We start from the raw sequence: 15804 nt of genomic DNA, 5'->3' as shown, positions 1-15804 counted from the left end.
TAATTATTTTACGATTTTTCTTACTTCCTGCAAACGTTCCCATTCAAGGCTTGCCATGATGAACGGACCTACAGCCTTAGGGTCATTGTCTCTGATCTGTTCGTTTATATAGTAGTCATAATCCCCCATGCGGTAATTTTTGCCTCCCAATCCTGCTACGGCACATGCTTTGGTAATGCTTATCATTCCTTTATCGTCGGTAGTGATAAAGTGTTCCAAAACGCCTTTATATCCTTTTTCCGCTACAGACAGATAAGATGGATCAACATATCCTTTGCGTACAGCTTTGAACAGTGTATATACGAACATAACCGAACATGATGATTCCAGATAGTTTCCTTCATCTCCGCTTCTGTCAAGAACCTGATACCACAATCCGGTTTTTTCGTCCTGGAGTCTTTTTATCTGTTGTGCTACTTTATTAAGAGTTATTATCATGGAATCTCTTCCAGCCTCGTGCTGAGGAATAAATTCCAGTGCATCAACGAATGCCATTGCATACCATCCAAGTGCTCGTCCCCAGCTGTGTTGTGACTGTCCTGTCACAGGGTCTGCCCATTTCTCTTTTCTGCTTACATCGCAAGCATGCTTATATAAATCGGTTTTAGGATCGTATGTGTGGCGGGCAGCCATCAGGAACTGGTTGATGATATCCTGATAAGCCCCGACTTCATTGTTTCTGAACGCATATTCGGCATAGAAAGGAGCTCCCATGTAAATACCATCCAACCATACTTGATTAGGATAGATCTTTTTGTGCCAGAAACCGCCGTCTTCGTTTCTCGGATGGTCTTCAAACTGGCTTCTCATAAGGGCTAGTGCCTTTTTATATTTCTCGTCTTTGGTCTGTTCGTATATGCGGAAAAGGAATTTGCCTGAGTTTACACGGTCAAGGCTGAATTCCTCGCGTTTGTACATTTTGATTGTACCGTCGGCATTAACCATCGTGTCGGCGTATGCAAGTGCATACTCATATATTTTGTCATCACCGTATCGGTCATAAACATCAAGCATAGCCTGCAATTCAAGTCCGTGACAATAGTCCCATTTCAGTTTGGGCTGGAAGTCAAGTTGCCACGATTCCGGACATCTTGCCATCTCCGATTCTACCATTCTTACAGACCATGGCTTATCCGGTGTTTCGTTTGGTTGTTGTACTTGTGATTGTGTGTTTTGTGAACAAGCTGTACTGATTAATGCAATTCCTACAAATGCCAATGTGTTTATTAGTTTATTTTTCATGGAACAAATTAATTTTAAAGTTTATATTGGCAAAAGTAGGAACATCTGCATAAATCAATGTGTAGTTTTCATCATAAAAGGTATATTTTTTGGTTTTTATATGGATTTATTTTGCCCAAAACAATTTTGTGTAGTATGTATCTTCGTTTTGCACATCCTTGTAATAAGGGTTGTAATCCATTTCTGTTGTAGGATATTTCCATCTGTCAGGAACATTTGGTATTGTACCTGCCACTTCCGGGAATACAAGTCCTGAAGGATATCCTGTACGTCTAAGGTCGCTCCATGCTTCTCTGCTGGCAGTAATTGCGAAATGTAACCACTTCTGCGTGATGATGGCATCCTGCTTGTTTTCGTATTTTGTATATGACCATCTTGACTCTGCAAAAGAGTTTATTTCTTCTTCTGTCGGTGCGTCATATTGTCTGGAATTCTCACCAGTGCTGATTGAGTCGTAATAATAATAGAGGCTTATTGACTGGCTGACGGCTTTGATGAATTCTTCTTTTGCCTTGTTTTCGTCTGCCGGTACACCATATCCCATAAGATAAGCTTCTGCTTTCAAGAAATGGATTTCCGGAGATGTCATAATGAGCATATCGAATTTATCGTTTTCCCAAAAGAATCCTTTCTGTGTAATTTGTGAGAAACCGGTATTGCCATAGGCGTCGGTGGCCTGCGAGTTGTAATATTCGGTAGCTTCGTCTGCTACAGTAAGATCCGTACCTAAGTATCTGCCTTCATCTTTGGCTCCCGTATATTTATTTGTTATGCTGATTGGATTATAATACAGAAGAATTCTAGGATCGTCAGTTCCTTTTACATATACACCGGTATTAGGATTTTCCTTGTTGTCCATATTATAGTTGCCGTTGCTGAGCATTCTGTTTATTACCGCTCCTGAAGCCTGTCTGTTTGTTACCCAGTCGCCCAGTCCTTGCCCTGCTGTAAAATTCAACTGGCCGGATTTCTGGTTTACTATGAATATATTATTACTCTGTTCGTCTATCAATGGATATGTTTCAGGATTTTCCAGTATTTCTTTCACTGCTGCTTTACCTGTTTCTGCCAGTTCGCCCTGTGAGGATACTCTCACTGCCAGACGCAATCGGAGACTGTTGGCGTATCTTTCCCATTTGTCAATATCTCCATTGTTGATGAAATCCTGTGTAGTGAAATTTCTTGGGATAGTGACAGTACGGAATTTTGGTGCTATCTCTTTCAGCTCATCCAAGATCGTTTTGTATATATCTTCAGCCTTGTCGTATGGTGCATACGATTTTTCCACATCATTGGTAAGCGGGAGAGTACATGCCTTGCTGAACGGCATATCTCCGAAAATATCAACCGTAGCGGAAAAATAGTCGTATAACTGTACTTTTGCAGCTAGCATGAATGCTTCATCCTGTAACTTCTGTGTTTCATTCTCGGCATTGTAGAGTTCTTCCATTTTCCTGTATTGTGTAAGTGCCGAATACAGATTGTCCCACTGGCTGTCGATATATGGTATATAGCCAGGAGTGTACATGCTGCTTGAGTAAGTGTATCCGAATGTCTGGGCATACTTGCCTACAAACTGAGAGTCGAAGCCGAAATATCTGTTGTAAGTATGTGTGTCGTAATCCTTGGCTTTCTGGAATACTCCTACCATGAGATTACTTATGCTTACTGTGGTAACTTTCGATGGGTCCTGATATTTACTGTCAAAATCTTCCTCAGTGCATCCTGTTGAAGCTAAAGCCAGTGTAAGAGATGTGATATATAATATTTTTTTCATGTGTGTAAATCTATAATGTTAAAAACTTGCTCTTATTGCAAAACCGAAACTGCGTGTGGCTGCAGTAGATGTTCCTACAATAGCCTGACTTGACCATGATGTACCTACTGATGATTCAGCATCGTAATTTTTTAAAGCCTTGTAGAAGTAGAACAGGTTCCTGCCGAATACTGAAACTGTAAGATTGGTCATACCTATCTTCTGAATAGCTTTTGAAGGAATACGATAACTGAGGTTCAATTCGCGAAGTTTTACATACGTATTGTCAAATACAGAGTTGGCATATGTCAATTGTTCAGAATTAGTACCCCAGTTATAAGTCATGTTGTAATAATATCCGGCCGGGATAATTCTGTTATTAGGTTCTCCTGTTGAAGCCACTACGCCAGGAAGAATTAATCCGTCGTGATAAATGTACTCTCCGTTTGGTCCGGCTGTAGTCGTAGGGTCAACCTGTACCGGTACTCCACCACTATTATTGTTGTTAGGATAATAGTATGAAAGTCCTCCATGTTCGGTGTCACGATATTTTAGTGATTCAGGTGTCAAACCAAGACCTGTGGCATACTGGTTCATTTCGTTTATTACGTCACCTCCAATTCTGAAATCGATACTGAAATCAAGTGAGAAATTCTTGTATGAGAATGAGTTGTATAATCCTCCAACTCCGTCCGGATTAATGTTTCCTACCTTTTTCAGCTCTGTCTGATTCAGATATAATCCATTGTCAGATACCAGGAACTCGCCGTTCTCGTTTACTTGTGGCACCTGAGTATAAATATCACCCATAGGTTGTCCTGCTACAGCCTGTATTTTTGCACCGCTTCCACCCAGGTTTGATATTTCCAGATATGGAACACCGTCTGCAAGTTTTATTACTTTATTTCTATAAACTCCGTATGTAGCAGTAAGATCCCATCTGAAATCTTTTGTAAGTACAGGTGTGGCAGACAATGCAATGTCCCATCCGTTGTTTGCCACTTCACCTACATTCATCAGTACATATTTAGCTCCTGAACTTGAAGGTTGTGGTGTAGAGAGGATCTGATCTTTTACTATGTTGTTATAGTATGATACGTCTATTCCGAGACGGTTGTTTAAGAACTTGCTTTCAAATCCAATTTCGTATTCATATTTTTTCTCTGGTCTGATATTCTCATTACCTATAGATGTAGGAATGGTATTCCAGGTAAATCCGTTGTCAGAACCTTGTTCATAAACAATGTTTGCCGCGTATGTTTCCGGTGAGTTACCGACGATACCATATGGTGCAGGCTTCACCGGAGTTCCGACTTGACACCGAATCATTGAACAGTATCTATGTCCGTAATGATTCTGGCGAGATGAGTCCTATTAGCCAATATCTGAAACTGACACGTGTATATGGTTCTGAAGTACTGACACGTTTTAACCTGTTCTCTGCCATACAGGTAAATGGTGCCGCTGCATCTGGATATAGCTCTGGTCAGGCAATCAAGGCTGTTCAGGAGGTTGCTGCACAGACATTGCCTACAGGATACGGATTTGAGTTTGGTGGAATGTCGCGTGAAGAGTCAAATACAGGAAACACCACTACTTTGGTATTTGTCATTTGTGTTGTTTTCATCTATCTCATTCTTTGTGCATTGTATGAAAGTCTGTTTGTTCCTCTTGCGGTCATACTCTCTGTGCCGTTCGGACTGGCGGGCAGCTTCCTGTTTGCAAAGATGTACGGACTTGAAAACAATATATACTTGCAGACAGGTCTGATTATGCTTATCGGTCTTCTTTCAAAAACAGCGATATTGCTTACAGAGTATGCTTCCGAGCGCCGTCGTCATGGTATGACTATAATGCAGGCTGCGGTTTCTGCGGCACAGGTACGTTTGCGCCCAATTCTGATGACTTCGCTTATTATGATATTCGGTATGCTCCCGCTTATGTTCGCTACGGGTGTAGGTGCCAATGGAAATATATCTATTGGTGTAGGAACGGTAGGAGGTATGTTGATCGGTACGATTGCATTGCTGTTTATTGTGCCCCCATTGTTTATGGTGTTCCAGTATCTGCAGGAAAAGTTTATGCCTGAACGCCAGTTACCAAAGATTGAGAAAAAATAACATCAAAGAATAAAGTGTATGATAAGAAATATAATAATCGTTTCAGCAGTTTCCATTGCGATGAGCGGATGCCATATATATCGTGCATACGAGCGTCCGGATGTTACGTCGGTAGTCGATAGCATTTACCGTCAGCCTGTAGCTGTCGATGATACCGTTTCGTTGGCTTCTTTGTCTTGGGAACAGCTTTTTACGGACGCTAATCTGCAAGAGTTAATAAGGTACGGTCTTGATAATAATACTGATTTAAGTGTTGCCAGGCTGAAAGTGGAAGAAGCAGAAGCACTTCTTATGACTTCAAGGCTGTCATATCTGCCTTCAATAACATTGTCGCCTGAGGGTACAATAACAAGCGTTGGCGGTGGAGAAGCTTCAAAGAAATATAATATTGCGGCATCTGCAGATTGGGAGATAGACCTCTTTGGCAAATTGCTCAATGCCAAACGTGGTGCACAGGCCGCTTTGGAGCAAAGCGATGCTTATCGTCAGGCTGTACAGACCCAACTGGTGGCTACCATAGCCAACAGCTATTACACGCTGCTTGTTCTTGACGAACAATTAAAGATAACTCAGGAAACAGCAGAGACATGGACTGAGAGTTTGCGTACGATGAAGGCATTAAAACGTGCCGGACAGGCAACGGAGATGGCTGTTGCACAGACGGAGGCAGCAAAACTGTCTGTAGATGCTTCTGTATTGTCGATACAGCGTCAGATATCGGAAATGGAAAATTCTCTGTCAGCCCTGTTGGGAAAAGCTCCACAGGCTATAGTACGTGGAACATTAAGCGAGCAGATATTTCCTGATTCACTGTCAACGGGTGTTCCTTTGCAATTGTTAAGCCGTCGTCCTGACGTGCTTCAAAGCGAAGCACAGTTGGCTGTGGCATATTACGCTACGAATTCTGCACGTTCGGCATTTTATCCGAGTATAACATTGGGAGGTTCGGCAGGATGGACAAACTCCGCCGGTGCGGTTGTAGCCAATCCGGGTCAATGGCTGTTGACAGCTGTCGGTTCATTGGTGCAACCCATATTCAATAAAGGCAAGAACATTGCGAACCTGAAAATAGCAAAGGCACAGCAGGAAGAGGCATTATTGATGTTCAGACAAAGCTTGCTCGATGCGGGAACAGAAGTCAATGACGCTTTAGTACAATGGCAGACAGCAAAAGAACGGATTATATTGGATGAACAGCAGGCTGCGTCACTGAAATCTGCTTTAAAGAGTTCCGAGCTGTTAATGAAATACAGCTCTCAGAATTATCTGGAAGTTATAACAGCCAGACAGTCACTTCTGCAGGCTGAACTGAATACGGTTGCAGACCGTTTTGATGAGATTCAGGGAGTAATAAATCTCTATCATGCCTTGGGCGGTGGATACTGATTATAAACAATAAGAGCCGGATTGTTACTGTCCGGCTCTTATTGCTTATAATGCTTTTTGTTATACATATTCATCTCCGAATTTCATTTCCACATCATTCACAAATTTTCGTATTGAGTTCTGGTCGTCTTTCTTGCATATCAAAAGAACATTGTCATGTTCCGCAATCAGATATCCTTCCAGACCTTCGGCTACTACCAGTTTGCCTTTTGGCATCAGGACGATGTTTTCATTGCAATCGTATAAGAGTGAATTGCTGTTTAAAATGACATTGTGGTTAATGTCTTTAGGTGATGCGTCGTATAATGATTGCCATGTACCTATATCAGCCCATCCGAAATCACACATTTGTACATAAACATTATCTGCTTTTTCCATGATACTGTAATCTATAGAAATATTCGGACATGCAGAGAAATCGGGAGTTTCACATTCTAGTCGTGGACACACCTCTGTCATGTTCTCATGGAAAGCCTTCATAATTGTTGTAACATGCCAGATAAATATTCCGGAGTTCCAATAAAACTCATTGTCTTCCACAAATACTTTTGCAAACTCCAATGCTGGTTTCTCAATGAATGTCTTTACCTTACAGAAATCTCCGTCTCTTTCTTCTTCCTCAATCTGTATGTAGCCATAACCGGTTTCCGGCCTTGTCGGTTTAATACCTATATTAATCAGTCTGCCTGATGTAGCTGCATAATCCAACCCTTTTAAAATTGATGACCGGAAACTGTCAATATTCAGTATAAGTTGGTCGGAAGGCATGACTACTATAGTAGCGTCGGGATTTATTTTCTGTATTAGATATGAAGCGTATGCCAGCGAAGGTGCTGTGTTTCTTCTTTCTTCTTCTATTATAATCTGTTCGTCTTTTATTTCAGGAAGAATCTTTTTTACAATATCTTTATAATCAATGAATGTGGAAATATAGATATTCTGTGGTGATATTAATCCTTTGCATCTGTCGAATGTGATACGTAACAAGGTTTCACCTGTGCCGAAGAAATCAAGAAACTGTTTTGGCAATTGTTTCCTGCTGTATGGCCAGAATCTTCTCCCCATTCCACCTGCCATTATTATGCAATAGTAGTTATTGTTCATGGTAATATAGTTTGTGTTATTAACTATGCTAAGATACTGATTATTTTAGAAAATCGGACTTTAATAGTTTCTAAATAGTGTTAGACATAAAAAATATTACATTTTCTAGCCGAAAAGTATTGCAGATATGAAAATTATGTTTACCTTTGCAACGCAAAATAAAAATAAGCCCAGATGGCGGAATCGGTAGACGCGCTGGTCTCAAACACCAGTGGAGTAACATCCATCCCGGTTCGACCCCGGGTCTGGGTACAAAATGGTAGAGTTAAACCCTTGTAAGTCAGTGGCTTATGAGGGTTTTCTTTTTATCTACTGTAACATAGCTGAAACATTTTCGATTTTTCGTTTCAAAACTTATACTGTATATAGCCATTACAGCACCCTATAATTGTTGCTTCTTGTTAAACTTTCCTAATGAGGAGTGTTTGCAATGTATAGTAAGCAATATGTTGTTTTTTGCTCTCTGTATTTACTGTATATTCCCTGATTTATGAGTTATGTATAATTCATGTCTATTGTGTACAGTGTGTCGTTAGGTTGTATATAAGGACATGTAATTTGGTTGTCAGTCTGTGTTTGCGGAGTGTGGCTTCAAGGGTATAAATACATACCCTTTTTGCCCCACTATAAAAAGGCATACATGGTTGAAGCATGTTCATGGATAATAGGAAATATCTATATTTACACAAGCACCACTCCACCAACAAGTTATCCCCCCTGCTAATTCTTAATTTAAATTTTATCCAATATACTTTGTCATTTCAAAATGCGTTTCAATATGGTATGTAATTATGTTTTTTGTTCAGTCTTGATTTATAGGAGTTTTTTAAAGTAACCAGATATAAGATGCAAGCATAAAGAATACCCTAAAATGTGCAAATACGAGTAAAATATATACTTTACATTGCCAAACATTATAAATTTTATTACATTTGCAATGTTCCTCAAAATGAGGGATAGACATATTAAACGAAAGAGCGTTTTAGATATTATCCTATCATGGAATCTGGACAATTCTGTAACACAAGGATAATAAACAAAACGCTCACGCTGTAGCTATATATATACTTCATAGTAATGGAGTGTACTATATATCATTTAGCGTGGGCTATTGTTTTATTACTTGTGTTATGGCAGTCCAGAGCCACATGATGGTAATATTAAACAGTTCCCACGCTTTTTCTTTATGCCTAAAATTAACTATTAAAAGCTTCTATGGGAACTTAAGCATACAATTATACTTATGAATTATGATGTAAATTTACTTAATGAATGGGTTAATGGTTTACGTACAATGAATGGAACTCTTCATTTTGAAAAGTTGAGATATGTTGGAATAGATGCCAATGGTAATAGTACTCCTATTTCATCATCTCCTATGGTGTTTAGAGAAGCAAAATATGGAGTACTATTTGCGAATTACAGATACTTGAAAATTTCGCAAGATGCTTTCAGCTTCTTTACTTTATTTATATCTGACAATAATTATAATGACTATTTGGAGGAAAATGGTTGGATAATGAGTCTAGATGAACCTATTACTACAACATATAATACTAATAATAGAATTTGCATTATTAAGAATTTAACTAGTAATCATAACCTAAAACTTCTATTTAGAGGATTGAGCATTCAAGAAAATATGGGAAAGTGTTTTAAATATTTTAAGGCTGCTCAATTATGTACAACACAGCAAGAATTGGATTTCTTATCGGAATTATATAGAAATGAAGAATCCTGTAATTTTGACCAACAAGCTTTTAAAGAAAAGGTAACTCTTTATTATAAAGGAAAAGGAGTTGAAAATTATAGAGAATTTCTTGATAGAGTAGAGATATTAATAAGTAATAAATAGTTATATACAATAGTTTTTCATCAATTTAATGTACATCATAATAAGTTGTTATGAAAGTATAATATTTCTAACATTCATTTTTTTATTAACGTGAAAACTCTGATGTAAAGCCTATATTAGAAACTTATAAAAAAATAATATTTAAGATGCTATGAATATTCTAAAAGTTATAAAAAGAATGGCAGTTGTTTTTATTGTAATTTCAAATTCAACAGCATGTAAAAATGAGGATTCGTATATTCCAGAAATTTCAACTTCTATTGAAACTATTGATTTAAAAGGAACTGATGAAACAATCACAGTTACTATAAATAGTGATTGTGATTGGTATATTTGGTCATCCGCAAAATGGATAACCGTATCACCTATTTCTGGAACTAAAGGTACTAGCGATATTAATATTACCGCGTTAGCTAATAATTTAAGTTCTGTAAGGAGCGACCACATTGAAATATGTCGTAAACGAGATTCATGTGGTATAGCTCGTATAACAATTAATCAAAGTTCAACACCTCAATGGCAAGATTATCCAGTTAATACAAATGATGATGTTATTGATTGGGCTAATAGGGAAAAAATAATTTTAACAGGCGATGTTAATGGCTCTCATATTAGGGAAATACGTAATTTATGTGGTGCAACATCAAATGACGAGAGTTGGATAAATAATACAGAACCAACGTTAAAGGTGTTGGATTTAAAAGATGCAAGTATAGTATCAGGTGGAGATTACTATCTTTGTTGTACTCATAATAGATTAAATTATAAAGCTCCAACATATTTTACAAGTACAGATGAAGTATATATTGATGAAATATCAGGTCGTGATGTTCTTTATAATAGTTTTGTGGTTTTTATACAATGTATAGATTATTATAGACCTGGTATTAATGAGTATATGTTTAAGGATTGTAATTCTTTAGAGAGTATAACATTGCCCAAAAACGTAAAAAGCGTATGGTCTAATGCTTTTCACTATTGTGAATCATTAAAGGAAATTCATATTCCAAGCAGTACTCCTCCTAAATTAGAGGAATCAAAGTATGATGATAGTTATAATATATTTATTAAATATACTTTGTATGTACCTAAAGGTTCATTGAACGCTTATAGAAAAGCAGATGGATGGAATAAATTTCAAAATATAATAGAAGAATAAATATTTAAATAAGCCAAATCCATATAGTATAATTTATATTCGATATAGTTATAAGCCTTGAAGTGTGAGCAATCGCATTTCAAGGCTTTTCTGTTTTTATTAATCTCAATCAATAACAATTTAAACATTTACCATTATGAAAAATTTGATTATCATGCCACAGGTACAGAACAGAAACAGATTTGGTTTTAACGCTTATGTTGAAGACGCAACAATTATTGAAGAACCAATAAACACCGTAAGACCGAAACGTTTCATTGAAGCAAATACGGAAGAAGTGACATTGCAACATCTGATGAACGATTGCATTACTCCTGTCTTTTCAAAGGATAATGAACTTACGATAAACCACGCACAGTTTATTGAAACGATACAGGATGCAGTACAATCATTCTTTAACGGTGAGCAAGTGGAACAGGCAGACATAAGGGTTTCACACATGATAAAGGGAAGAATTCCAGAAGCCATACATAAGCCAGCCAACCAATTACTTGAATCCGACAAGACCATATACTATGAAAGATGTGCTTTCTGCATAGACATACCAACCATATATGAAACGGTCGGAGGGAACAGGCTTAACCTGTCTATAGTAGGAGTAAGAGCATACAATCAGATGAATCTGTACAGCAAGAAAAGTCCTGAACTGTTCAGACTTGCAATAGGTTTCAAGAATCAGGTCTGCTGCAATATGTGTGTCTTTACTGACGGCTACAAAGATGATTTGAGAGTAAGCAATACAAGCGAACTCTACCGTTCAGCACTTGAACTGTTCAACGGCTACAATGCAGCCAAACATATACATCTTATGCAATCTTTGGGAGATACATACATGAGCGAACATCAGTTCTGCCAGATTATAGGAAGAATGAGACTTTATCAATGTTTGCCAACAGGTTATCAAAAAGCATTGCCGAGAATGTTACTTACAGACACACAGATAAACAGTGTAGCAAAGGCATATATCAATGATGATAATTTCGGCAGTTTCGGTAATGAACTTGATATGTGGAAATTTTACAATCTTCTTACAGGTGCAAACAAGAGCAGTTATATTGATTCATTCCTTGACAGAAGTTTGAACGCAACAGAACTTGCAACAGGAATATGTTCCGCACTTCACGGTGACGGCAAATATAAATGGTTCATTGATTGAATACGCTTATTGATTGAAAGATGAAAGGACAGCCGTTTTGTGGTTGTCCTTTTTAATGTTCACTTCTATGATTAGTGAATATTGCACGATTTATCAATAAGTTATATTCCGAATAAAAAAACAGACATTCACTTTTGTACGTTTAATTATAAAACAGAATATCATGTCACTTAAATATTCAACGACAACTGCCGATTATCTTATATGGTCTGATGCAATGAATCTTATCCGTAAACTTGCAAACGACAACAATCATGTAATATCCCTGCTTGTTGCGATTGGTTGTTTTACAGGATTGCGAATATCTGACATTCTTTCATTACGTTGGTTTGAGATTCTTGATAAAGACGAGATTTGTATCACTGAAAAGAAAACAGGAAAACAACGTATGATACGTTTTAATTCGCAACTCAAATTACACATCAATGAATGTTATATACACATGAAACCGATTGGATGTAAATCTCCTGTTTTCATAAGCAGAAAAGGAACGGTGTTCAGCATTCAGCGAATAAACGTAATTCTTAAGCAGTTGAAAATAAAATACCATTTACGGATTGGGAATATAAGTTGCCATACATTACGCAAAACGTTCGGTCGTCAGGTTTACATGATGAACGGTGATAACTCCGAACTCGCACTTGTCAAACTTATGGAATTGTTCAATCACAGTTCTGTTTCAATAACCAAACGGTATTTGGGATTGCGTCAGGAAGAACTGTTGAATACATACGACTGTCTCAGTTTCTGACAAAACACAAGAATATAATAAAGGTCTGGTTCAGGTAGATTGCTACTTGTTCCAGACCTTATTTTTACGGATTATAATATTAATGTTTCGTAAAATCGTTTTTATTTAATGCTTGTATGATTTTTTCAGTCAAATCATAGGATTCATACCTCATTTTTTTATATATGTTACGAAATTGTGCCTGTCTTGATTTTCTGTCGTTTATATTTAAGACATCATATTCTCTTAGTTCCTCATAAAATTCAAATTTAATACTGTTAAGACTTTTACCATTTGCCAACCCTGTTTTGTAAACCATTCTAATAGCCCAACTGGTAGTTGTTGCTTCCTTTTTATTTGTTGGTGGAGATAAGTTAGTAACACCGATAAGCCTGCCATATTGTAATAGTAAATCCTCTTTTAGCCTGTCAATCCATGAAGGCAATAATAAATAAGAGAGTTTTATATCTCTTCCATTGTTTAGTGCAATGTGTGGCTTATTATAATGAATCTCAACTTTTAAATAATTTGATTCAGGATTGATGCCGGTAATATTTTTGATATTTATTTTTGACTTTTTTTTCAGATTACTTGCAGCATCATACATTTTTATAACAATCTTACTTTTGCTGTCTGTCCACCATTTAAATTTCCCTTTGTCCCTTTGTTTTGAATCTTCTTCCAGTATTTCCCCTTTTCTGGAAGAGTGGTTCATTATATATGTTTTTGGACTTCTTTCTACTTCCAATATTACACCAAATTCCAATTCAATTACAGAAGAATCCCAGATGTCTAAATGAAGTTTCTCACCAATATTATTTACAGCTTCAATGAATTTATCCATACTGAATGTGATGTTATGTCCTTGAATGTAGTATGGTAAACTCCCTGAAATTTCTATAACTGCATTATCAGCATTATAGATTAATAACATGCGAGTAAAATTTTCAATATAATAATATTTCCCACGAAAATCATATTTTTCAATATCTATAAGATTATCTAAACAAAGAATCTCTCCATCTTGCAGCTCTTTCCTTAATCTTATGAAGTCAATCATATTTCCCTCCTTTCTGAAATACGATGTTCACATATATACCTTTCCAAATCCTCTTTCCTGACATAAATCTTACGACCAATCTGAGAGAACGGAATTATACCCTTATTCCTGTAATTCTGCCATGTCTTATCAGATATACCCAATATCCTTACAACCTCTTTTGAGGTAAGCAGTTCATCACATTTAGCATTCTTATCACTACTATTAATAGATTCTTCTATTTTCGTTATTCTGTCTATTAATTCATACCATTGTTTGTTTGATATAATCATAATTTGTTCGTTCATATCAATTCAGTATAGGCTGTTACAAGTCTAAACGTTTAGACTTTTGCCGTTTACAATGGTAAAGTATGCATACCTGTATGGAGGGTCATTAGACCTTTTATACTTATTATTTTATTATTATAGACTGATTTGAATAACTTTTTCTTTCTATTATGTTGTAAATCACCGTGTTATACCTATTTACGGCTAATTACTTTATTTTTCTGTTATTATGTTTACAATTTGTTTGATGTTGATTTTACTGTAATAACAGTACGTTTATATCCTTTAAATCAGTATGTTAGATATGTTGCAATAACTTGATTTTTCAGTCTGTTCTTAATTATCAAACAGTTTTTCCATTGTCTTGTCACATTCAGAGTTGTCAATCTCACCCATATAACGTTTGGTGGTTTCTTCTTTAGAATGTCCTAATATATTCTGTATGACATCAGTACTTATTCCTTTTTCTTTTGCAACCTTTGCAAATGAATGACGTGCAATATGAAAAGATATATTCTTGTTAATACCAGCGCATACTGCAATCTTTTTTAGATACTTGTTTATTATAGCAGTCTTGGATGATATTTGATTAAACAATAGATTCTTTATTTCACTGGGCAATACATCTATCTCGGATTGTGTTATAGCTTTTGCATATATTGCATTATTGTCTAATAAAGGGAATATGTAATCTGTTGGTCTGCTATCGTCTTTTCTGTATAGTTCTAAAATATCCAGAGCTTGTTTGGGTAACTTGATATCCCTTGTTTTATGATTCTTCCCCATTTGGTAGCTTATCCTATTGTCTGTTGATATATTACACCATCTTAGTTGAATAAAATCGCCTGCTCTTATTCCGGCACAATAATAACTGAAAAGAAAATAGTTCCTACAATGCCATATCGGTGTGTTCTCTTCCAAACTTAGTCCTATTATTAAATCAATCTCTTCACTGTTCAGTTTTTCCTTTTCAGTCTTTACTCCTTTATATTTAAATGCAAGAAAAGGGTTTCTATCCATTTTCATCAGTTTGTCTATTTCAATAGCTTTTTTTATGAGAGTACGGAATATGTTGAGATTGGTTTGTACTGTGTTAGGATGTAGAACTTGGTCTGGATTCCTTTCGTTTCTGAGATTCATAAGGAAATTGTAAAAGTCCTCAACTAATGATGGTGTAATTTCCCCAAAAGACAAGTCTCTAACTTTACCATTTCCATTGGTTAGGAATAATTCAAGTTTGTTGCAGAACGTCTTATACTTCTTGGCATTCCTTATATTGCCACATTCTATAAGTTCCTGTGTACGTTGTTGCGCATATTTCAGAAATGAAACAGGACGCTCTGATGCTATCAGTTCATCCTTTAATTTGTCAGGTGTTACAATGCCGTAATCTTTAAGTTCCAAATATTGCATTTGGGCTTTTTCCATTTCCTTTTTTAGCATATCATTCCAAATCTTATAATTAGGTTCGGATTGTCTTACTTCTTTTCTGATTTTATTCCAATCGGATTTCCTGTTTAAAGAAATGGATGTCTTTATGCGTTTGTGCTTTCTGTTTTGAGTAATGCGTAGAAGAACTCTGTATCTGCCATCCCTACTTGGTTTGTTATCCAATTCAAAGTTAAACGAAGTTGCCATGATTAGTTATTGATTTGTTAATGTTCAAAAATAGGCTATTTTACCCAATTACTGAAACATTTACTGAAACATTTTATACCGTTTGTTACCCTATAATACTTTTAAAGTAAATAATATATACATATAATGCGTTGATATATTGAGATTTAAAAGGAAGTTAAAGGAAATACGATGAATATATTAGAGTTCGGGTCTGGGTACGAGGTAAAAAGGATAAGTAGTTAGTAATAAACAACTTATCCTTTTATTCTTTTAAGAATGTTCCCGTTTTGTTCCCATAGAGGACTTGATGGCAGACACCTTAAATTGGATTGGACATGATTAAATAC

11 protein-coding genes, 1 tRNA gene and 2 pseudogenes are annotated in these 15804 nt (G+C 36.4%); 7 read left to right on the top strand and 7 right to left on the bottom strand.

Translation table 11 applies throughout. The annotated features are described in order from the left end of the window. Nucleotides 1–3 precede the first annotated feature (3 nt). From NW213_RS06385 to NW213_RS06375, 3 genes and pseudogenes are all read right to left on the bottom strand, one after another. Nucleotides 4–1113: a glycoside hydrolase family 105 protein gene (locus NW213_RS06385; protein WP_258322240.1), complete on the bottom strand. Its 1110-nt coding sequence runs from the start codon at nucleotides 1111–1113 to the stop codon at nucleotides 4–6. Nucleotides 1114–1348: 235 nt separating this feature from the next. Further along, a complete protein-coding gene (locus NW213_RS06380; protein WP_258322201.1) occupies nucleotides 1349–3019 on the bottom strand; it encodes a SusD/RagB family nutrient-binding outer membrane lipoprotein in 1671 nt (556 codons plus the stop codon). Between the two features lie 18 nt (nucleotides 3020–3037). Further along, nucleotides 3038–4285, bottom strand: a pseudogene (locus tag NW213_RS06375) (SusC/RagA family TonB-linked outer membrane protein); the annotation flags it as partial. Here NW213_RS06375 and NW213_RS06370 point away from each other — a divergent pair. After that, nucleotides 4285–5118 (top strand): annotated as a pseudogene (locus NW213_RS06370) (efflux RND transporter permease subunit); the annotation flags it as partial. The pseudogenes NW213_RS06375 and NW213_RS06370 overlap by 1 nt on opposite strands. 18 nt (nucleotides 5119–5136) lie before the next feature. Beyond that, nucleotides 5137–6504 (top strand): efflux transporter outer membrane subunit, encoded by a 1368-nt coding sequence (locus NW213_RS06365; RefSeq protein ID WP_258322200.1) that lies wholly within the window; start codon nucleotides 5137–5139, stop codon nucleotides 6502–6504. A gap of 60 nt (nucleotides 6505–6564) precedes the next feature. Here NW213_RS06365 and NW213_RS06360 read toward each other — a convergent pair whose 3' ends face one another. Further along, nucleotides 6565–7608, bottom strand: coding sequence for a mannose-1-phosphate guanylyltransferase (locus NW213_RS06360; protein ID WP_258322199.1), 1044 nt, complete (start codon nucleotides 7606–7608; stop codon nucleotides 6565–6567). Between the two features lie 168 nt (nucleotides 7609–7776). Between NW213_RS06360 and NW213_RS06355 the strand changes: the two genes are divergently transcribed. The 5 genes from NW213_RS06355 (at nucleotide 7777) to NW213_RS06335 (ending at nucleotide 12529) form a co-directional block, all read left to right on the top strand. Continuing rightward, a tRNA-Leu gene (locus NW213_RS06355) sits at nucleotides 7777–7860 on the top strand. A 991-nt stretch (nucleotides 7861–8851) separates the two neighbouring features. Further along, nucleotides 8852–9463, top strand: coding sequence for a hypothetical protein (locus tag NW213_RS06350; RefSeq protein WP_258322198.1), 612 nt, complete (start codon nucleotides 8852–8854; stop codon nucleotides 9461–9463). A gap of 151 nt (nucleotides 9464–9614) precedes the next feature. Beyond that, entirely contained in the window at nucleotides 9615–10622 is a 1008-nt protein-coding gene (locus NW213_RS06345) for a leucine-rich repeat protein (protein ID WP_258322197.1), read from the top strand. Between the two features lie 136 nt (nucleotides 10623–10758). Continuing rightward, on the top strand, nucleotides 10759–11778 hold the full coding sequence (locus NW213_RS06340) for a DUF3871 family protein (RefSeq protein WP_258322196.1): 1020 nt from the start codon (nucleotides 10759–10761) through the stop codon (nucleotides 11776–11778). A 163-nt stretch (nucleotides 11779–11941) separates the two neighbouring features. Then, a complete protein-coding gene (locus NW213_RS06335) occupies nucleotides 11942–12529 on the top strand; it encodes a tyrosine-type recombinase/integrase (protein WP_258322195.1) in 588 nt (195 codons plus the stop codon). Nucleotides 12530–12608: 79 nt separating this feature from the next. Here NW213_RS06335 and NW213_RS06330 read toward each other — a convergent pair whose 3' ends face one another. From NW213_RS06330 to NW213_RS06320, 3 genes are all read right to left on the bottom strand, one after another. Then, complete coding sequence (locus NW213_RS06330; RefSeq protein WP_258322194.1) at nucleotides 12609–13568, bottom strand: hypothetical protein; 960 nt, start codon at nucleotides 13566–13568, stop codon at nucleotides 12609–12611. Then, nucleotides 13565–13855, bottom strand: a complete 291-nt coding sequence (locus NW213_RS06325; protein ID WP_258322193.1) for a helix-turn-helix domain-containing protein — start codon at nucleotides 13853–13855, stop codon at nucleotides 13565–13567. Before NW213_RS06325 ends, NW213_RS06330 begins: the two co-directional genes overlap by 4 nt. 318 nt (nucleotides 13856–14173) lie before the next feature. Beyond that, complete coding sequence (locus tag NW213_RS06320) at nucleotides 14174–15475, bottom strand: site-specific integrase (protein ID WP_258322192.1); 1302 nt, start codon at nucleotides 15473–15475, stop codon at nucleotides 14174–14176. Nucleotides 15476–15804: the final 329 nt, after the last annotated feature.

Origin of the sequence: Bacteroides sp. ET336 (assembly GCF_024733815.1) — a bacterium.
GTDB classification, from domain to species: Bacteria; Bacteroidota; Bacteroidia; order Bacteroidales; family Bacteroidaceae; genus Phocaeicola; species Phocaeicola cellulolyticus.
This window is presented reverse-complemented; position numbering and strand designations above follow the sequence as displayed.